This window comes from Collinsella sp. LCP21S3_D3 (assembly GCF_052118305.1).
Classification (GTDB): domain Bacteria; phylum Actinomycetota; class Coriobacteriia; order Coriobacteriales; family Coriobacteriaceae; genus Collinsella.
In genome coordinates, this window is record NZ_JBQKHK010000005.1 from 79,042 (window position 1) to 99,636 (window position 20,595).

Below are 20,595 nucleotides of genomic sequence, written 5' to 3' on the forward strand. Positions count from 1 at the left end.
ACGGTCCGAACCATTGTACGCGATACGCCATGTCTCGCACGCGCCGTCACTTGCAAACGGTACCGCTATTTCCAAACACGCTCGGCAATACGCTTGACCAGCGCGATCTTTGCCCACTGCTCGCCTTCGGTCAGCTTGTTGCCAATCTCGCAGCTGGCAAAGCCACACTGCGGAGACAGATACAGATTCTCAAGCGGCACGTACTTTGCCGCCTCATGAATACGCTCGACGGTCGCGTCCTCGTCCTCGAGCTCGGCTGCCTTGGTGGTCACCAGGCCCAACACGACCTTCTTACCGGGCGCAATGTACTTGAGCGGCTCAAAACCACCGGCGCGCGGAGTGTCGAACTCCAGATAGAACGCGTCAACGTCCTCATGCGCAAACAGGTACGGGGCGATGGGATCATAGCCGCCCTCAAAGGCATAAGTAGAGTGGTAGTTGCCACGGCATACATGCGTATTGATCACCAAGTCGTCAGGCTTGCCCGCGATGGCAGCATTGTTGAGCGCCACGCCCAGCTCGCTCACCTTTTGCAGGTCAACCGGGCTCATGCCGGTCTTGGACACAAAGTCAGTATCGCAATAGATGCCCCAGGTGCAGTCATCAAATTGGATGTTGCGGCAACCCGCGGCATACAGATCGGCAATCACGGTGCGGTATGCTGCGGTGATGGCATCGGCGAGCTCTTCGTCGGTCTTGTAGACGGCGCGCAGGCTCTCCTGCTGGCCATCGCAGCGGTCGAGCGTGACTTCGGAGAACGTCTGGATCGGCGCCGGAATGGTTTGCCGCGCAACCTGGCCCTCGCCCTCAAGCGCCTTGACAAACTTGAAGTGCTCGACGAACGGATGGTTCTCGCCGCTAATAGGCCCGGTCACCACGGCGGTGTCGGCGGTAGTCTCCTCATCGTGGAACATATAGCCCGTACGCGAGGTGCGGCGCTCGATACCGTTGAGACCCCACATAAAATCGAGGTGCCAGTAGCTGCGGCGAAACTCGCCGTCGGTGATGACCTGCAGGCCGGCGGCCTTTTGCTTTGCCACCAAATCGCGAATGGCCTCGTCCTCGACTGCCTTAAGTCCCTCGGCATCAAGCGCGCCTGCCGCATAGGCGGCGCGGGCGTCCTTTACGGCCTGCGGACGAAGAAAACTGCCGACGATATCGGCGCGAAACGGCGCTTTGAGCTGGGTGGAATTGCTCATAGGAATCTCCTTTTGCATGGACTGCTTTGGCGAGAAAGAGTATGAGCGCACTCCTGGTTATCGTAAAATATGCGTTTATATATGTTTGCCATATAGTTTTCCTATAGCCATTTCGACAGCCCAAGACAGCAACATCAAACGCTACCGGTTAGATATGCCTCCGGATGGCCTCGACATAAGCCTGTCCATAGCGCGTGAGCGTCGTATTCTTGCGCGTGATAATGCCGATCTCCATGTATTCATCCACATCGAGCGGAATCGAGATAATACCGGGGCCATTAAGCTCGTGGCTAATCACGCCCGAACACACCGTGTAGCCGTTGAGACCCATGGCTAGGTTGAACAAGGTCGCACGGTCGCGCACGCGGATATTCTTGCGGCGCTCAAACGTCGAGGTCAGTTCCTCGGAATAGTAAAACGAGTTGTAGCTGCCCTGTTCATAGGATAGGAACGGATAGTCTTCCAAGTCCTCGAGCGTCACGCTGGCGTGGTCCGCCAGTGGATGGTCGGCGCATACAAAGACGTGCGGCGTGGCGCAGAAGAGCCCTTCGAATACGAGCTCGTTGGCCGCCAGCATGCGCTCGATAACCTCGCGGTTATGTTCGGATAAGTACAGAATGCCCAGTTCACTCTTCATGTGCGCGACATCTTCGATGATCTCGTGAGTCTGTTCCTCGCGCAGGGTAAAGTCGTAGCGTGCGGCATCGAACTCACGGATCACGTCGACAAACGCATTAACGGCAAAGGAATAATGCTGACAGCTCACACTAAAGTGTGGCACTTGCTCGGATGCGCCCTTGTACTTGCCCTCGAGCAGGTCGGCCTGATCGAGTACCTGGCGCGCGTAGCCCAAGAATGTCTCGCCTTCCTCGGACACAATGACGCCCTTGTTGGTGCGCTCAAAAATGTGCACACCCATCTCGTTTTCGAGATCGCGAATCGACGCGGTAATCGAAGGCTGCGACACAAAGAGCCGGCGCGAGGCCTCGGTAATGCTGCCGCATTCGGCAACCTTAACAACATACCTGAGCTGCTGAAGCTTCATGACTTTCTCCCTAGACGTTCGTGACGCCATGACCCGTCGCGTCCATCTGGCGCATAAACGACGGCATCGCCCCCGTCGCGGCGCAGGCGGCAATCTGGTGCAGAGCCCCGGCAACCGCATCGTCTGCCGCAGCGCCGATATGCCAACGCGCGGCAGCCGTGACGGCCTCATTGGCATTGGCGACTGCAACGGAGTTGGGAACGGCATTAATCATGGGCAGATCGTTATCGGAATCGCCGAACACCGCCACCTCGTCGGGCGTTAGGCCCAAAGCACGCGCCAGCTCCAGCGTGGCACAGCCCTTGTCCCAACCAGCCGGCAAGATATCGAAAAGGCGCACTCGGTTGTTGGGAAACACAAGCGAGAGTTCCGGCACCTCGGCGGCAACGCGCTCGCGCAGCTCCGCGAGCCCCTCACGCGAACGGGCACTCCAGATATTCGCCTTGAACACCGGCGCGTCACCGACAACGGGACGGCACGGGGCCTCTTCGCCTTTGAGCCACGCGTTGCCGCCCGACTCCATAGCGCGACGCACGCGCTCGGGGTCGCTCGTCACACAATAGGCGTCATTGTCCCAAAAGTCATCACCCAGGCTGTAGACCTTCAGATAGGTATCATCGGTCTCTTGCTCCAAGTAGTCAGCCAAGCGAATAAGGGCGGCGTTATCGGTCGCATGCGAGGCTACCACCTCGCCGTCGACAAACATGACCTGGCCGTTGCAGAACGCACCGGTCGAGAAGCACTCGGAACGATTACGAAACATCCAGCCCATCGCGGAAGGCTGACGGCCCGAAACCGGGCCAAAGTGCAGGCCCGCCGCCTGCATGGCATGAATGCCCTCGATGGCGTAGTCGCTGGCGCCGTCATGCCCGGCTGGAATCAACGTATCGTCCATATCGGTCAGCACAAGTTTAATCATAAGGCCCCCAGTCATTTTCACCGTATCCATTGTAGCGACCTGCCAATAAGGGACAGGTTTATTTTGGCAGGTTTTATCTGGGAAAATGCAACGCCCCCGTTGCCACCTGCCAAAATAAACCTGTCCCTTTTTGGCAGGTGCGCTAGTATAGAGAACAACAGATTCGATGCGGGAGTGCCGGCGGTGCAAACCACAAGGCTGAGAGGGCATGGGGCCCAATCCTTTGAACCTGTCAGTTAATGCTGGCGTAGGGAGCATGCCGCCTTTACAGGGGCGCTGTCTATGCACAGCGCCCCTTTTCTATGCCAAGGAGGCATGTGAAGTGATTGATTCGAAACAGCTTAAACAAAATGTGGTCAAGGCCGTGGAGGAGATTCGCGCAACCAACCCGATGGCCGGCTCCATCACCAACACGGTGACGATCGACTTTGTCGCCAACGCGCAGCTCGCCGTAGGCGGTTCGGCCGCCATGGTCTATCTGCCCGACGAGGGCGAGGCGCTCGTTGCCGGCGGCGGCGCCGTCTATCTCAACATGGGCACGCTCTTCCCCATCTACGAGCAGACGATTCCCCGTGCGGCCAAAGCGGCACACGACGCCGGCAAACCCTGGGTGCTCGATCCGGTGGGCCTGGGCATCGGTAGCCTGCGCACCCAGCTGGTAAACGAGCTCAAGCAGTACAAGCCCGCCATCGTGCGCGGCAACGCCTCCGAGATCATCGCGCTCGCCGGCCTGTGGGGTCTTGAAGGCGAGGCGGCTGACCTGAGCCGCGTGCGCGGTGTCGATACCACCGATACGGTCGACGCCGCCCGCGGCGCTGCCGTGGCACTCGCCCGCTACACCGGCGGCGCCGTAGTGGTCTCGGGCGAAGTCGACCTGATTACCGACGGCACGACCGTGGCCAAGTCCCACGGCGGCAGCCCGCTCATGTCCAAGATTACCGGCTGTGGCTGCTCGCAGGGCGGCGTCCTGGCCGTGTACGCTTGCGCCGCCGATCCGTTTACGGCAGCCATCTGCGGTACCGCTGTCTACAACGTTGCCGGCACGCGTGCCGCCGCTGTCGCTGATGCCCCGGCAAGCTTTAAGGTCGCCTTTATCGACGAACTCTACCGCGCGACCGCTCAGGATATTGCGAATAACCACCTCGAGCTCGAGGAGGCATAAGCCATGTCCGAACCCGCAACCGCTGCCGACATGAACACGCTCGTCGCCGTAGCCATCGCCCCGTGCGGCACAGGCGACGAGCTGTCCGCCGAGGTCGCCGAGGTCGTGCGCGTCATTCGCGAGAGCGGCCTTCCCAACCGCACCACCTCGATGTTCACCGAGATCGAGGGCGACTGGGACGAGGTCATGCAGGTCGTACGCGACGCAACCTTTGTGCTGGCAAGCAAGGGCATCCGCACCGAAGTCGTGCTCAAAGCCGATATTCGACCCGGTTTTACCGACACCATGACCGGCAAACTCGAGCGCATGGAAGCGCAAATCAAAAAGCAGGAGGAAGCACGATGAGCATCCGCGACAACCTTGATATCTCGGCCTATCTGGTACTCGGCCCCGAAAACACGCTGGGACGTCCCGTGGGCGATGTGGTAGCGCAGGCGCTGGATGCCGGCTTTACCTGCATCCAGGTGCGCTCCAAGGTGGCAAGTGCCCGCGAGATCATCGCGCTGACGGGCGACGCCGCGCAGGCTATCGCTCGCGCCGGCAAGACCGGCAAGGTCGCCCTGCTTATCGACGACCGTCTGGACTGCGTACTCGCCGCACGCGAACAGGGTATCGCCGTCGACGGCGTGCATGTGGGCCAGAGCGATATTCCCGTCGAGGTCTGCCGCAAGCTTCTGGGCCCCGATGCCATCGTGGGCCTTTCGGCCCGTTGCGAGGAAATGCTCGAGTACGTCAAGACCGCCGACATGAGCCTAGTCGACTACCTGGGCATCGGCCCGCTCCACGAGACCGAGACCAAGCGCGACTGTGGACGCGCGGCAGATGGCTCCATCATCACCAAGAGCTTTGAGGACCTGGCCGCGCTCCATGAGGCAAGCCCCGTTCCCATCGTGGTCGGCGGCGGCGTCAAAAAAGCCGATCTGCCGCAGCTCAAGGGCACCGGCGTCGACGGCTTCTTTGTGGTGAGCGCCGTCTGCAGCGCTGACGACCCCCACGCCGCAGCCAAGGAGCTTGTCGACACCTGGCAGCAGGCACAGGCATAGGCCGAGCAGCTAATTCGCAGCCTCATATCTTCAATAGCGGAAAGCGCATCCCAGTTTGGACCTCCATTCTGGGATGCGTTTTCCGCATGCGACTCCATTGGGAAACTGCATCCCATTCCAGACGCAAATTCTGGGACGCACTTTCCGCCGAGGACTCTGCAGTTTGCCCTACTCTGCCAGATATGCTTCCAACGCCGACAAGGTCGCGGCCGCATCACGACGACCGACCTGGTAGATGCGCTCGAGCTCCTCTGGCTCGCGACACAGCGATGGCACCTTCACCGATTCGCTCGGACGCACCACGAAAACCTCGCCGCTGGCCTCGCGACGCGCCAGGTCGTCGAGTGCAGCGTTATATACCTCGTGCCGGCGTTCAAGCGCCGCGACAAACTCTGGATAGCGGCGAAACACGCGGCGCAGCATAGGCATCAAGCTATTGGGTTGTTTTACAAAGCCTGCCGGCTGCGTCAGCACCACGATGTTGCGGTCATGCCCCTGTTCGAATAACCACGCACTGGGAATGGAATCGGCCACGCCGCCATCCAGATATCGATGTCCGTCAATCCGAACGGGTTTGGTCGCCACGGGAATCGCCGACGATGCCCGAATCCACTCGATATCGCGCTCATCGCCATACGGCAGGTCGTGATAGACGGCCTCACCCGTCTCGATATCGGTGCACACACACGTAAACCGCATAGGACAGGCACGATACGCCTCTAAGTCGATAGGATCGCGCTCAAGCGGCACCTCATGATAGGCAAAATCGGCATTGAACATGTCACCGGTTCGCAACCAGCTTGTCACGCTCGCATAGCGCTTGTCGGCGCAATAGGCCTTGTTATACCGAATGGCGCGACCGATCTGGCGTGACTTAAAATTGTACCCAAACGCCGCACCCGCCGAGACACCCACCATATGGTCACAAGTTAAGCCGTGCTCCATCCAGACATCGAGTACGCCCGCCGTATACATACCGCGGTAGCCGCCTCCCTCGAGCGCAAGCCCCACCGTGCGCGTCGTATCCGGCTGTGTCATGCGACCATCTCCGTTCCTGCGTTTAAAACCGGGACAAGTATACCCGTCAACATATAGCGTCTCAGTCGCATTTTTATCGGACATCTCATCATTGCGGTACCGTTTAGCGAATAATGGCCGCGCACAGCATGGGCACCCATATATAATTCTGCGCTGTTGTCTATACTACTCAGCAGTTATCAACTGCAAACATTAGCCGGTAAATTAACCCAACAACGCAGCGAGGCGGGGGCCTGGATACACGTAAAGCGCCGAACAACAACGCGTGTGCACAACGAGCTCGCCCGACGCAATTCGCCCGACCTCAGAAAGCCGCTTACGACATGGATACTGTCAGCAATTACACCGAGACGCTCGAAAAGACCGTCCGCGACCTTCTTGAACGTCAGGACGATCTGATCAGGACCGCCTTTACCGACCAGCTTACCGGACTTGGCAACCGCGGCGCCTTTGCCCGTTCCCTCGAGGAGCTCTGGGAGCAGGAACTGCCCGTCACCATGGCTTTTATCGACATCGATAACCTTAAGCACTGCAACGACGTCTTTGGGCATGACGAGGGCAACCGCTACATCTTGCAGGTAAGCCTCTATCTCAAGCTGTATATGAAGGTGGACGAGGCGGCGTTTCGACTGGGAGGCGACGAGTTCGCCATCCTCTCTACGATTGCAACCGAGGACGACCTCGCCGATCGTCTGGAACACTGCCGAACAATCTTGCTCAACAACAACGATTCCGGGATGCCCCACTCGTTTAGTTACGGAGTGTCCCACGCCGACCCCGCCCTGGGCGAAGCCCCCAATCGCATGACGCTCGATGCCGACCATCGCATGTACGACTACAAACTACGCCATGCCTTGCACCTCGATCGACGCAATATCACGCAAGTCCATACCGACGACTTCGAAATAAGCGACCGCGTTTTCGACGCCTTTTCGATGCTCAACGAAGGTCGTTATTTCTTTATCGAGAACTTGGACAAACATCGCACCCTTTGGTCACAAGGTGCCTTGCGCGATCTCGGACTTCCTTCAGAGCACATAGACAACTGTCGCGATTACTGGAAAAAGCGCGTCCATCCCGATGACCTTGAGGCTTTTACCGACGACTTCGACCAAGTCTATAACGGCTCCAAGCACCATCGAGTCATGCAGTATCGTGTACGCAACACCACAGGCGACTACGTGCTCTGCCGTGCTCGCGGTTTTCGCATCGATGGGAGCGAAAACGAGCCCTCGCTCTATGTCGGCGAGCTCGTCAATCATTCCCTTGCCGAGACCGTCGACGCCGCCACGGGGCTTGGAACGCAGCGTATGCTGGTCAACGCTATCGATGCCTGTCGCCGTGACCGCTGCAAAACAGGACTCATCGCCGTGCGCGTTCGCGGCACGACGAAGCTCAACGAGCTCTATGGAGCCGAGGCGGTCGACAGCATGCTTGCCGAATACGCAAGCCGTATGCTGTCGATCACCCGCGGTAGGAGTCGCGTCTTCCGTTCACGAAGTGTCCAGTTCGTCGTGCTCAGCAACGCTTTGGACCACGGGGCATTTGAACTCCTGACCCATCGTCTAAAAGAGACCATTTTTGCCCCCGTTCAGATCGCGGGCGACACCATCACTCCCGTTTGCATTGTCGCCCCGGTCTTTTACGAGCGCCTGGACTACCAAACATCTGCGGTTTTGCGCGAACTCGACCGTCGCCTTCGCACGGCTGGCGGGCTTGTCCCCAACGACAGCCTCCCTATACCCGAGGTCGAGCGCAAAAGCGCAATCGCCGAACGCATCGATATGCTCACCGGCCTCTGCCGACCCAGCGAGTTTATGCGCCGTGCCAATGCCTTCATCAAGGCAAAGCGCGACGGCGCTTGGTGTATTGCCACCGTCGACATGGGCCACATGCGCCTATTTAACGAATGGTATGGACAGGCCGAAGGCGACCGTATGCTTGCCGATGTGGGCACGGTGCTCAAGGATATCGAGAACGCCGACATGGGTGTCGCGGGATACTGGGGGCAAGACGACTTTTGTCTGCTCATACCCTTTGAGCGCGATTTCGTTCACCGAGTCTATGCGCGCGTGCGCGAGGCTGTAGCCAAGCACGACGACAGCGTAGGCTTTTGGCCGTCCATGGGCGTATGCCCCATCGACGCGAGCGAGGAAATCACCATTGATGCCCAGGCCAAGGCCATGTTTACCAATCGACGCGCCAAAAACGACTTTAAGGAGCGCATTGCCGTTTTCCGCCCCGAGGAATACGAGCATGAGGTTGCGTTCCACCACACGCTAACCGAGTTCCAGTATGCGCTCTCAAACGGCCGCATCACTTACTACCTGCAGCCCCAGGTCGATATGGAAACCGGCGAGATCATTGGCGCCGAGGCGCTCACACGCTGGATTGACAAGGATGGATCCCTCATTTCACCTGTCACGTTTATCCCCGCTCTCGAGGAAAGCGGCTTTGTGGTAACGCTCGACAAATATGTTTGGCAGGGCGTTGCCACATGGCTTCGCGAGCGTCTCGATCGCGGTCTTCGCGTGGTTCCGATCTCCCTCAACGTGTCGCGCGTGGACATTCTTGCCTGCGACGTTGCCGAACATATGGGGGCGCTCGCCGCCCAATACAACCTGCCGCCCGAGCTCATGCGTATCGAGATCACCGAGACCGCCTATACCGGAGAGTCCGAGGCTGTGGATAAGCTGACCGCGGATCTGCACACCCACGGCTTCTCGACCTATATGGACGATTTTGGTACCGGCCAGTCCACGCTCGCGATGCTCAGAAACGTGAATGTTGACGTCATCAAGCTCGACCGCACCTTTGTGCCCACCGGCCGCGATCAAGGCCGCAGCGCGCGGATCGTGTCATCGATGCTCGAGATGGCGCAGTCGCTCCATCTGCCCGTTGTAATCGAAGGCATCGAGACAAATGAACAGGCGAACATGCTACGCCACATGGGCGCCCGCTACGCTCAGGGTTTCCTCTACTACCGACCCATGCAGGCAAAAGATTTTGAGGCATTGCTCGATGGCGGCAATAACAACTGATACGCTCGCGCGCAAAACGCCACCGTCGAAGGAAGCATTTGTCCCCATTGGCTAACTCATATCCCCAATCCAAGCCGAATTGGGGATATGATACAAACCGTTGTCCTGCCCAAGGAGGTTATCCATCATGAACGAGTCGTACCGCATGGGCGAGCAATCGATTATTGCCTATCTTCAGCGACTTGCGAATGGCATCTCGACCGCCGAACTCGATGTTGCCGCGCTGCCCGCCGGGCTACGCGCCGTTGGTGAGCAACTGCAAAAGACGTATGCCATCCTGCAACAAGAGCGCCAGCTGCTTGAGCGCAACGCCTATATCGATCCGCTCACCAACTTGGGCAACCGCAGCGGACTCGACCGTTACGTCGAGCAGCTCTGGCGCAAAGGCGACCCCTTCACCTGCGCCTATATTGACATCGACCATCTCAAGCATTGCAACGATATGTTTGGCCACGCCGAAGGCAATCGCTATATTCTGAGTATCTGCCGCACACTCTCCGAAACCATGGAGCACGATGAGATGCTGTTCCGTATCGGTGGAGACGAGTTTGTGCTTATCTCGCTCTCCGCAAACGAGACTGAACTCGAGCAGCGCTTGGAGCAGGTACGTGCCGGGCTGATCGAGGCGAGCTCAGGTGGCAAGGCGCACATGATCGCCAGCTTTAGCTTTGGCTGCTCGCGCGTCGATCCACTTGCCGGCGACACGCGTCGCCAGATGACGATGGATGCCGATCGCAAGATGTATCGCTATAAGCTTATGCATCGTGTGCAGCAACCGAAAGACAATGACGCGCCGCAACGCCCAATCGTCGATCAGCTTCCCTGCAACGACCGGGTGTTCCAAGCGATCTCCATGAGCTCCGAGACGCGCTATCCGTTCATCCTTAACCTCGATACGGGAGAATCGCAATGGTCGGTTAACGCCGTGCGCGATTTTGACCTGCCCTCCCAGCACCCTTTTAACTCACTCGACATGTGGCTCGCCCGCGTTCATCCCGAGGACCGCGACAACGTGCGCGCCGAGCTCGACATGGTGATAAACGGTACGTGGCACTTCCATTACATGCAGTATCGCGTAATGGATGCCACCGGAAAATACGCGCTTTGCGACTGCACGGGCTACCGCTTGGACGGCACCGATACCGAGCCCAGCATGTATGTGGGCATTATCATCAACCGAAGCTTGGCAGATACGACAGATTCCGTGACCGGCCTGGGCGATATTCACGCCCTGGTCAACGCCATTGGTGAAATGCGTCGCGTGGCGCGCGAGGCAGGCTTTATTGCCATTAAAATCAACGATATCGCTCAGGTCAATGCCCGCTTTGGCTTTGATGCGGGCGACCGTGTTTTGGCAGAAAGTGCCGCCTGCCTTATGGAATGCTCGCGCGGCAAGGGTCGTCTGTTCCGCTCGACGGGACCAATGTTCGTGGCGCTTTTCGACGACTTTGATCCCGAAGAGACCGACGCGATCGCAGACGAAATCGAGCGATTCTTGGGGTCGCCCGTGCTCTTTGGCTCATTTGAATATCAGCCACCCATTCGTGTGGCGACACTTCATCTAGACGCTGTCGACCGACAGCCCGTTTCCATTTTGAACGAGCTCAAAGCGCTGCTTGAAGAGGCGCCGCAAGTACCGGGCACCAAGCTGGACTAGCGTCGTGGGGAGCGATGTGAAACACAAGCCGTTTCACATCGCTCCCCACGCCATCTGCCCTCTCGTGCGATAATCCTCCGCAGAAGTCACCGACAGCAGAGGGAGTTTGTGATGAAGGTTCTTTTGGTCAATGGCAGTCCCAAGGCAGACGGCAACACCGCCCGCGCACTCGCCGAAGTCGCCGAGCAGCTCAATGCCGAAGGCATTGATACCGAGGTGTTTCAGCTGGGCGCCAAGCCCATTCGCGATTGTATCGGTTGCGGCCAGTGCGGCAAGCTTGGGGGTCGCTGCACCTTTGACGACGACGTGGTGAACGAGCTCATCGCTGCCGCTGAGCAGGCAGACGGCTTTGTCTTTGGCTCACCCGTCTACTATGCGCACCCCAGCGGACGCATCCTTTCGGCCCTCGATCGCGCCTTCTATGCGGGCGGGCACGCCTTTGCGCACAAACCCGGCGCCGCGGTCGCTGTCGCCCGTCGCGGTGGTACGTCGACCACCTTCGATGTGCTCAACAAGTACTTCACCATCAACCAGATGCCCGTGGTCGCCTCCACGTACTGGAACAACGTCTTTGGTCGCGTGCCCGGCGACGCCGATGGGGATGCCGAGGGCCTTGCCACCATGCGCAACATCGGCAAGAACATGGCCTGGCTCCTGCAATGTATCGAAGCAGGACAGGCCGCCGGCATCAGCGCGCCCGAAGCCGATCGCGAGCGCACCAACTTCATTCGATAAGTCCAGCGGTGGTCACCTCGATGTTCTATCAATGTCAGCGAAAAGCCAGCTGATGAGGCAAGGTGCCTTGAAAGAGGAGGGCGCTGGGCTGTTGCCCGCGCCCGACGATTGAAAGGCAGATTGCCCATCAGATGGCTTTGCAGCGTCGAGGTGACCGCCGTTCGTTAGAACGGCGGAACATGCTATGAACGTGCAAATCTTCGGCACCAAAAAGTCCTTCGATACCAAGAAGGCCCAGCGCTATTTTAAGGAGCGCCGCATTAAGGTGCAGTTTATTGACCTTAAGGAAAAGGAGATGAGCAAAGGCGAGCTCACGAGCGTGATGCAGGCGGTCGGCGGCATCGACAAGCTGCTCAACCCCAAAGCCAAGGACGAGGAGACACTCGCACTTATCCAGCACCTCACTCCCAGCCAGCGCTTTGATAAGCTGCTCGAGAATCAGCAGGTACTGGCCGAGCCCATCGTGCGCAACGGCAAAAAGGCCACCGTCGGTTATTGCCCCGATGTATGGGGAGCCTGGGAGTAGCCTGTGTTATTTGCCGGCGCGTGGGTATAAGAGCAGGCGTTTGGCATATGATTTTACTGTAAGCCATGTCTAACAAAGGAGGGCACATGCCCAACAAACCCGTGAAGATCATCATGCTTACCGGATACCTCGGTGCCGGCAAGACCACGCTGCTCAACCATATCCTCGCCAACGACGGCGGCATCCGCGCCGCCGTGATCGTCAACGATATCGGCGAGATCAACGTCGACGCCAGCCTTATCGCCGACGGTGGCCTTTCCGAGACCGACGACCTCATCCCGCTCACCAACGGCTGCATCTGCTGCACGCTTTCGGACGACCTGGCCAACCAGCTGCAGGGCATCGCCGATTCGGGCAAGTTCGACTACATCATCATCGAGGCCTCCGGTATTTGCGAGCCCATCCCCATCGCCTACACCATCTCAAGCTTCTGCGACGAGGCCAAAGTGGGCGGCGAACCCAAGCTCGCGCTCGACAACATCGTTGCCGTGGTCGACTGCGCCCGCATGTACGACGAGTTCAACGGCGGTCGCGACCTGCTGGCCGAGGATATCGACGAGGACGACATCGAGAGTCTGCTCATCCAGCAGATCGAGTTTTGCTCCACGCTGATCCTCAACAAGACCGATACCGTGAGCCCTGAGCAGATCGCCGAGCTCAAGGCCATCGTGCGCAGTCTGCAGAAAGACGCCGTGATTATCGAGGCTCAAAACGGCGAGGTCCCCATGGAGGAGCTGCTCGATACCGATCGCTTCGACTTTATGCGCGCCTACAACTCCGCCGCCTGGATCGAGGCCATGGAGCATCCCGAGGAGCACGACGACCCCGAGGTGCTCGAGTACGACATCGAGACCTTTGTGTACTCGCGCCGTAAGCCGTTTGACCTGCAGAAGTTCACCGATTTTGTTGAGCAGGAGTGGCCCGACGAGGTCATTCGCGTCAAGGGTCCGCTGTGGCAGACCGGCGATCCGGACATGTGCTACATGTTCGAGCAGGCCGGCCGCCAGATGCGCCTGATGGAGAACGGCTTGTTCGTTGACTCGGCGCCCGAGGGCGAGAAGCAGAAGATCATCGACGAGAACCCCGAGATCATGCAGATTTGGGACGACGAGACGGGCGACCGCATGACGAGCCTGTGCATCATCGGCCGTCACATGGACAAGGATGCGCTCATCGCCGCCCTTGATGCCTGCCTGACCGACTGGCACCGCGCTTAGGTTATCCAAGTGGGCGTTTTCCGCCCACGTAACCATCAAACCACCACGAAGGTGACTGCCCCTTCGTGGTGGTTTTTCGTTCTATGCCAAGGAGATTCATGTTCAATATCGTGCTGTATGCGCCCGAGATTCCGGCCAATACGGGTAATATCGGCCGTACCTGCGTGGTCACCGGCGCCCGCCTGCATCTGGTGGAGCCACTGGGCTTTTCGCTCGACGACAAAACGGTGCGTCGCGCCGGCCTGGGCTACTGGCAAAACTTGGACGTGACGACCTATGCCAGCTGGGAGGATTTCCTTGCGCGCAATGACCTCTCCCCCGCCGACGACCGCTTGCATCTGCTGACCAAAAAGGCACGCCGAACCTATGCGCAGAGCACTTACCGTGACGGCGACTATTTGGTCTTTGGCAGCGAAAGCTCGGGGATTCCCGAAGGGCTGCTCGCCGCAGCGCCCGAGCGCTGCGAGCGCATCCCCATGCTGCGCGATTGTGACTCACTTGACAACGCCGAGGCCTGGGAAGCCCACGAGGAATCGCTCGGACATACCGAGGACGGCCATGAGGCCATCCTTCGGCAGGATATCTGCGGCAACTTCGTCAATCCGGACGACTACCGCATCAGCGCACTCAACCTCTCCAACAGCGCCGCCATCGTCCTCTACGAAGCCCTGCGCCAAACAGGCTTTCCGGGAATGTGACAAAGGAACTGCCCCTTTGTCACATTCAAGCGCCACGCCGATGGCACACACGCCTAATTGACGCTCTTGATAAAGAGCCCTTACTTTTAATCAGAATTAACTAAAGTAAAATGAAGTTAAACGGCGGTGTGAAAGGATGCTGAGGGAATCGATAGAGCCGTTCGCTCGATCTCTGGTTTTCCCTTCCTATTGCAACTCGTAGGCTACCGTGCCTGGGATCTCACAAGCGATTCGAAGGAAATCTCGTCACGCGACTTTGACATGGGAATCAAAATCGCGCGCGACGAGATGGACGACCGAATCCTCGCGGCAACCTATCGGGAACTCACGGCAGAGGACAAGCGATTCCTCATCGCCATGCTCGATGACGAGGAAGAATCCACCACCGCTGACCTTGTCGAGCGCCTTAAGCGTTCGCCGCAGCAGGTCTCCCGCTACCGACGCCGCATGATAGATGCCGGCATCATTGGAGAACGCGGGCGCGGAATCGTCGCTTTTGAATTGCCATTCTTCCGCGACTATCTCGCCGCTCAATGCGTGAAATAGGCATCAATGAGGCAAAGAGACTGTCCCTTTGCCTCATTGTCTATAGGTAGCGGCCAGTAATGCTCTTGGAGCAAGCAGCGATATCCGCCGGAGTGCCGGCGCAGACGACTTGCCCGCCCGCATCGCCACCGCCCGGCCCCATGTCGATCACATAATCGGCATTGCGGATAAGGTCGAGATCGTGCTCGATCACGATAACCGTGGCGCCCTTGGCGACGAGGCCGTCAAATACGTTCAGCAGCACCTGAACATCGAGCGGGTGCAGGCCGATCGTGGGCTCGTCGAATACGAATACGGCATCGTCCTGCACGCGGCCCATCTCGCTCGCAAGCTTTAAACGCTGCGCCTCGCCGCCCGAAAGCGCCGGCGTGGGCTCACCGAGTGTAAGATAGCCCAAGCCCAGGTCGTGCAAGGTCAGCAAGCGCGCCTGAACCTTCTTGAGTCCCACCGTGGCGTCGAGAGCCTCGTCCACGCTCATGTCCATGAGCTGCGGCAACGTAAGCTTGCTCCCGTCCTTGCCCTCGCGATGGATATGCGAAGCCGTGTCTGCATAACGCGAGCCTCGACATGCTGGGCAGATGATCTCGACATCGGGCAAAAATTGCACGTCGAGCGATATCGAGCCTGTGCCATCGCACGTAGGGCAGCGCAAGGCGCCGGTGTTGTAGCTAAAGGCACCCGCTTTGTAGCCGGCTGCCTTGGCTTCGGGCGTACGGGCGAAGGCGCGACGCAGCTCATCATGGATGTCGGCATAGGTCGCTACCGTCGAGCGCACGTTGGCGCCGATAGGTGTAGCGTCAATCAGGTTTGCGCGTGCAATACCCTCGGCGTCGACCCAGCGCACATGGCTTGGCAGGCGCTCGCCAGCTGCCTGGGCCTTAAGCGCCGGGATGAGTGTCTCGAGCACCAACGTCGTCTTACCCGAACCCGAAACGCCCGTCACCGCGACAAGGCGACCGCGCGGTATATCGACTTCGAGCGGTTTGACGGTATGGATGGCATCGGTTGCCATGCGGATGTGGCCCTGATCGAACATTTCCTCGTCAGTCACCTGCGGACGCATACGCTTGGGGTCTGCGCGCAAAAACGGGGCGATGCGGCTGCCCTGCGATTGTTCGACCTCGTCCACCGTGCCAGCGGCAATCACATTACCGCCGCCTGCTCCGGCAACGGGGCCCATCTCGACCAGATAGTCGGCTTCCGCCAGTACGCGCGTATCGTGGTCGACAACAACCACGGTGTTGCCGTCATCCACCAGATCGCGCATCACGCCCACCAAGCCGTCGACATTGGCAGGATGCAAGCCAATCGAAGGCTCGTCCAACACATAGAGCACGCCCGTCGATCGGTTGCGCACCACGCGGGCGAGCTGCACGCGCTGACGCTCGCCCGTGGAGAGCGTGGCACCGGCGCGATCGAGCGAAAGGTAGTCGAGACCCAGATCGACCAGGCGACGGGCCGCGCTCAAAAACGAATCGCAGATATCCGCCGCCATGGGCCGCATCTCGGCCGGCAAGGATGCGGGCACCCCGCGCACCCACTCAATCGCCTCGCCCAGCGTCATGGCCGCGGCCTGGGCCAGATTGATACCGCGCACCTGGGGCTGGCGCGCAGCCTCGGAGAGGCGCGTGCCGCCACAGTCACGACATGGCCCCTCGCGCAAAAAGCGCGCCACACGTTTTAAGCCCTTATCGTCCTTAACCTTGGCGAGCGCGTTCTCGACGGTATAGACGGCATTGTAATAGGTGAAGTCGAGCGGCGTAGCGCCCTCGCCGTTTTTGGGAACGTAGAGAATGTGCTTCTTAACCGCCGGACCGTGGAACACAATGTCACGCTCTTGAGGCGTGAGCTGGTTAAACGGCACGTCGGTACGCACACCCATCTCGCCTGCCACTTGCTTCATCAGATCCCACATGAGCGTGCCCCAAGGAAGCACCGCGCCTTCGTTGATAGTCTTGGACCCGTCGGGCACCAGGCTCGCCTCGTCCACCTCGCGCATGACACCGGTGCCGCCGCAGGTGGGACACGCGCCGCCGCTGTTAAAGGCAAGGTCCTCGGCACCCGGCGCGTAGAACTCACGGCCGCACTCGGGGCACGTGAGCGACAGGCCCGCGGCCACGTTAAGGCTCGGCTCCACGCGCGCCCCGCAGTGCGGGCACACGTGATGGGCGCAACGGCTAAAGAGCAGACGCAGGCTATTGTTGAGCTCGGTCATGGTACCAAAGGTCGAGCGCACACCCGGCACGCTGGGGCGCTGATGCAATGCAAGCGCCGCCGGTACGTGCAGCACCTCGTCCACCTGGGCATGTTCGGCCTGCGTCAGACGGCGGCGAGTATAGGTGCTAAGCGCCTCCAGGTAGCGACGCGAGCCCTCGGCGTAAAGAACGCCCAGTGCCAGCGAACTCTTGCCCGAACCCGATACGCCAGCAATACCCACGAGCTTTCCCAGCGGAATATCGATATCGATGTCCTTGAGGTTGTGCACACGCGCGCCGCGTACCTCTATAGCCTGCGGGCTCATCTTCTGTTCCGTCACCTTTGTCACCCTACTCATGCCATAAAACGCGGTCGCGGATGCACTCGCCCAGCATGGGCACGGTAAACCGGACGAGACCGTATCCGGCAGCCTCGATGACGCGCTCGCGAATCAGGCTTGCGCGATATTTGCTCGCTCAGCTTTGGGTGGGTCGCAGCGCTCAATGATGGCCGCCATGCGCGTCGGCTTGCCCCCATCAGCCGCCATGACCTCGGTAAAGAGGCGCTGCGGACTGCGCAACCCGTAATACAAGGGAGCGTCCGCTGCTTCATAGAACTCGGAGATGGCATCCGCGTAGCCAGCCTCGACATCGCACACTTCAATGACCCGCGAGTCACGCCGGACAGCAGACCTCCACATGTAATATCCCACCAGCTGAACCATATAGGGATGCCCCATGCTCTTGTGCGCCGCAAGGTCCGCCGTCTCCGCATCAACGAAAAGACCAGTGCCTTTGACCGTCTGGATATATGAATCGCGCACTTTGGGCAAAGAAATCGCACCCAGCGTACGCTGCTGGGCGCGGCGCAAAAACGTTACGATCGGCTCTTCGAGCAAGTCATCAACCATGCTGGGCAAGCCGGCAAAAACCAGCGCAAGACCGTGCTGGTCTCTATCGGGCAAGCCCGTAGCATCCTGGTCTCCGAGCACCTGCTGATAGAGAACGGCCAGCGCCGCCAGCTCCTCGATAGATGCCGATTGGGCCTCGTCAATCGCAAACAGTAAGCCCTTTCCCGGCCCGAGTTTCTCGAGGCGTTCGTTGACTAACCCGCGCAACGTCTCGCCTTTTGCCCGCGCCGCCTCGACCGACATCCGGCCAAGTGACGGCCCGAACTCCATTGACGTCGCAACCGACATATTCGAGCGAAGCGCATCGGCCAGGCGGTCGCATAGGCCAAGCGAGGCGGAATCAGAGACAACCGCCCATCCGCGCTCGCTAGCTAAACGCTGCAGCTCCCGCAAGAGAACCGTTTTGCCATAGCCGCGGTTTCCCGTAATGAGCATGAGCCTGCCCGGAGCTCCGGCGCCGTTATCGAGCCCTTCCTCGAAATCTTCGATGACCGACTCGCGGCCGATGAGTATCGGAGGCCGCTTACCAGCCGTGGGCTTAAAGGGATTTGGATTCATGTCGGCCTCCTCGGATTGGCAAACCCTGGTAACAGTTATACCAACTTATACCGAGTTATACCAACAGGATGCGACAAAGAGACTGACCCTCCATCACCTATGGCCGAAAAACTCGACGTCCGCCGCTCGCCAGGGGCGGAAGGTGGCGGGATCGACCTTTACGTGCGCCGCGGCGGGCACGTCGTACCATTTGACCGTGTAGCCGGCGCCGTGAGAGCAAAAGACCGAGTCGGGCGTGTTGGGTAGATCGGCCTCGGGCTCATAGGCGGCCGTCTCGATGACGCGCTCGGCATCATGGCATGCCGCATAACCGGCGAACTCCAGGTACAGATGCCCGCGACCGCTCGTGTAGGCGGCCACCTCCAGCGCATAATCCTGCGCCTCGGATGCCGGCACGCGACCCACAAGCTTCGCCCGTTCGCCCGCCATCGTCGGCGGCTCGTACTCGGCACCCATGCGCGTGGCGTCTGACAACGCCCTGCCCACACACTCCCCCGGCACCTCGAGCTCAAAGCGATACCACGGCTCCAACAGCACCGCCGCGCCGGCCTCACGCGCCTGCATGAGCCCCTGGCGAATCGCGCGGTACGTGGCCTGGCGAAAGTCGCCGCCCTCGGTGTGTTTGGCATGCGCACGGCCACCTGTGAGCGTAATGCGCACATCGGTGATGGGCGAGCCGGTCAGCACGCCCAGGTGATCGCGCTCCATGGCGTTGGTGAGCGCCAGACGCTGCCAGTTAAGATCGAGCTCGTCAGTCGAGGTCACGGTGCCAAACTGCACGCCCGAACCCGCTGGCAACGGCTCCAGGCTCAGATGCACCTCGGCATAGTGGCGCAGTGGCTCAAAGTGGCCCACGCCCTCGACCAGCTGCGAAATGGTCTCCTTATAGAGAATACCGCCGGGCTCAAACGAAATCGAAAGGCCGAAGCGATCGGCCAACACCCGCTGCACGACCTCGAGTTGCACGGCGCCCATCAGCTGCAGGTGAATCTGCTCCAGATGAGTATTCCAGCTTACGCCGAGCATGGGGTCTTCGTCCGCCAACTCAGTCAGCGCTTTAAACACCGCATGGACATCGTGTTCACCCGGAAGCACCGTATAGGTGAGGACCGGAGCGATGACGGACGCATCACACACGGGCTCCGCACCCAAGGCGTCCCCTGGGCGAACGTGCGCAAGACCCGTCACGGCACAAATACCGCCAGCAGCAACTTCTTGGGCAAGCTCATACTTTTCGCCGTTATAGATGCGCACCTGATCGACCTTCTGCTCCCATACCTCGGCACCGGAACGTCCGCTGATCATCTGTTTTGCACACAGCGTGCCGCCGGTCACTTTAACCCATGCCAAGCGCTCGCCGCGATCCCCGCGGCTGACACGATAGACGCGCGCGGCAAACTCCGGAAGCCATATCTGTTCGCGCATCAGCACGCATATGCCATCCAGCAGCTCGCTCACGCCCTGGTCCTTGAGCGCCGAGCCGGCAAAGCAGGGAAAGAGCTTGCGCTCGGCAACCATGCGCGACAGCGTTGCGACGGAAAGCTCGCCTGCCTCAAGAAACTCCTCGAGCGCCGCCTCGTCCAACGCAGCAGCGTCCTCCTGAACGGCGCCGCCCTCCAGCAGTTCGTTGGCATCCAGGCAGCCTTCGGAAAGACGCCGCCCAAGTTGTGCCAGCAAAACATCGCGGCCGGGATTCTCCAAATCGATTTTGTTGATATAGATGAACGTCGGAATGTCATAGCGTGCAAGCAGGCGCCACAGGGTTTCGGTGTGCCCCTGCACGCCGTCGTTGGCGCCCACAACTAAAATCGCGTAGTCGAGTGCGCGCAGCGTGCGCTCCGCCTCGGCAGAAAAATCGACATGCCCCGGTGCATCCACGAGCATGACGTGGGTATCACCGTGGTCGAGCACGGCCTGCGACGAGAAAATCGTAATGCCGCGCTCGCGCTCGATCGCGTTAGTGTCCAGATGCGAATCGCCATCGTCCACGCGGCCGCGCTTACGAATGCGACCCGCATTGAACAGCATGGCCTCGGCCAGCGTGGTCTTGCCAGCATCGACATGCGCCAAGATTCCAACGACCGCTTGCTTCGACATGGCTCTCC

The 20,595-nt window shown here is 59.7% G+C and carries 17 protein-coding genes and 1 riboswitch; of the genes, 10 read left to right on the plus strand and 7 right to left on the minus strand.

The window, feature by feature from the left end:
• Positions 1-65: 65 nt before the first annotated feature.
• The 3 genes from ACTQ1S_RS03605 to ACTQ1S_RS03615 form a co-directional block, all read right to left on the minus strand.
• Positions 66-1,199, minus strand: a complete 1,134-nt coding sequence (locus tag ACTQ1S_RS03605) for a 5-methyltetrahydropteroyltriglutamate--homocysteine S-methyltransferase (protein WP_441547098.1) — start codon at positions 1,197-1,199, stop codon at positions 66-68.
• Positions 1,200-1,347: 148 nt separating this feature from the next.
• Positions 1,348-2,244: a LysR family transcriptional regulator gene (locus tag ACTQ1S_RS03610; RefSeq protein ID WP_427796141.1), complete on the minus strand. Its 897-nt coding sequence runs from the start codon at positions 2,242-2,244 to the stop codon at positions 1,348-1,350.
• A gap of 10 nt (positions 2,245-2,254) precedes the next feature.
• On the minus strand, positions 2,255-3,163 hold the full coding sequence (locus tag ACTQ1S_RS03615) for an HAD-IIB family hydrolase (protein ID WP_441547099.1): 909 nt from the start codon (positions 3,161-3,163) through the stop codon (positions 2,255-2,257).
• 160 nt (positions 3,164-3,323) lie between these two features.
• A riboswitch (TPP riboswitch) is annotated at positions 3,324-3,434 on the plus strand.
• Between the two features lie 51 nt (positions 3,435-3,485).
• Between ACTQ1S_RS03615 and thiM the strand changes: the two genes are divergently transcribed.
• Genes thiM through ACTQ1S_RS03630 form a run of 3 tightly spaced genes read left to right on the plus strand, consistent with a single transcriptional unit; the run spans position 3,486 to position 5,368 of the window.
• Complete coding sequence (gene thiM, locus ACTQ1S_RS03620; RefSeq protein WP_441547100.1) at positions 3,486-4,325, plus strand: hydroxyethylthiazole kinase; 840 nt, start codon at positions 3,486-3,488, stop codon at positions 4,323-4,325.
• 3 nt (positions 4,326-4,328) lie between these two features.
• Positions 4,329-4,670: a thiamine-binding protein gene (locus tag ACTQ1S_RS03625; protein WP_427719764.1), complete on the plus strand. Its 342-nt coding sequence runs from the start codon at positions 4,329-4,331 to the stop codon at positions 4,668-4,670.
• Positions 4,667-5,368, plus strand: coding sequence for a thiamine phosphate synthase (locus ACTQ1S_RS03630; RefSeq protein ID WP_441547101.1), 702 nt, complete (start codon positions 4,667-4,669; stop codon positions 5,366-5,368). Before ACTQ1S_RS03625 ends, ACTQ1S_RS03630 begins: the two co-directional genes overlap by 4 nt.
• Before the next feature lie 168 nt (positions 5,369-5,536).
• Here ACTQ1S_RS03630 and ACTQ1S_RS03635 read toward each other — a convergent pair whose 3' ends face one another.
• Entirely contained in the window at positions 5,537-6,406 is an 870-nt protein-coding gene (locus ACTQ1S_RS03635; protein ID WP_441547102.1) for a patatin-like phospholipase family protein, read from the minus strand.
• 323 nt (positions 6,407-6,729) lie between these two features.
• On the opposite strand from ACTQ1S_RS03635, the gene ACTQ1S_RS03640 reads away from it, so the two are divergent.
• The 7 genes from ACTQ1S_RS03640 (at position 6,730) to ACTQ1S_RS03670 (ending at position 14,826) form a co-directional block, all read left to right on the plus strand.
• On the plus strand, positions 6,730-9,447 hold the full coding sequence (locus ACTQ1S_RS03640; protein WP_441547103.1) for an EAL domain-containing protein: 2,718 nt from the start codon (positions 6,730-6,732) through the stop codon (positions 9,445-9,447).
• 127 nt (positions 9,448-9,574) lie between these two features.
• A complete protein-coding gene (locus tag ACTQ1S_RS03645) occupies positions 9,575-11,104 on the plus strand; it encodes a diguanylate cyclase domain-containing protein (protein ID WP_441547104.1) in 1,530 nt (509 codons plus the stop codon).
• Positions 11,105-11,215: 111 nt separating this feature from the next.
• On the plus strand, positions 11,216-11,839 hold the full coding sequence (locus ACTQ1S_RS03650) for a flavodoxin family protein (RefSeq protein ID WP_441547105.1): 624 nt from the start codon (positions 11,216-11,218) through the stop codon (positions 11,837-11,839).
• Positions 11,840-12,023: 184 nt separating this feature from the next.
• Positions 12,024-12,365, plus strand: a complete 342-nt coding sequence (locus tag ACTQ1S_RS03655; protein ID WP_055252194.1) for an arsenate reductase family protein — start codon at positions 12,024-12,026, stop codon at positions 12,363-12,365.
• A gap of 86 nt (positions 12,366-12,451) precedes the next feature.
• Positions 12,452-13,582, plus strand: a complete 1,131-nt coding sequence (locus tag ACTQ1S_RS03660; protein WP_441033699.1) for a GTP-binding protein — start codon at positions 12,452-12,454, stop codon at positions 13,580-13,582.
• A gap of 98 nt (positions 13,583-13,680) precedes the next feature.
• Positions 13,681-14,280, plus strand: a complete 600-nt coding sequence (locus tag ACTQ1S_RS03665; RefSeq protein ID WP_441068575.1) for a tRNA (cytidine(34)-2'-O)-methyltransferase — start codon at positions 13,681-13,683, stop codon at positions 14,278-14,280.
• Between the two features lie 261 nt (positions 14,281-14,541).
• Positions 14,542-14,826: a winged helix-turn-helix transcriptional regulator gene (locus ACTQ1S_RS03670; RefSeq protein ID WP_441547106.1), complete on the plus strand. Its 285-nt coding sequence runs from the start codon at positions 14,542-14,544 to the stop codon at positions 14,824-14,826.
• Positions 14,827-14,866: 40 nt separating this feature from the next.
• Here ACTQ1S_RS03670 and ACTQ1S_RS03675 read toward each other — a convergent pair whose 3' ends face one another.
• The 3 genes from ACTQ1S_RS03675 to ACTQ1S_RS03685 form a co-directional block, all read right to left on the minus strand.
• Positions 14,867-17,380, minus strand: coding sequence for an excinuclease ABC subunit UvrA (locus ACTQ1S_RS03675; protein ID WP_441547107.1), 2,514 nt, complete (start codon positions 17,378-17,380; stop codon positions 14,867-14,869).
• 93 nt (positions 17,381-17,473) lie between these two features.
• A complete protein-coding gene (locus ACTQ1S_RS03680) occupies positions 17,474-18,490 on the minus strand; it encodes an AAA family ATPase (RefSeq protein ID WP_441547108.1) in 1,017 nt (338 codons plus the stop codon).
• A gap of 93 nt (positions 18,491-18,583) precedes the next feature.
• Positions 18,584-20,587: a GTP-binding protein gene (locus tag ACTQ1S_RS03685; RefSeq protein ID WP_441547109.1), complete on the minus strand. Its 2,004-nt coding sequence runs from the start codon at positions 20,585-20,587 to the stop codon at positions 18,584-18,586.
• Between the last annotated feature and the right edge of the window lie 8 nt (positions 20,588-20,595).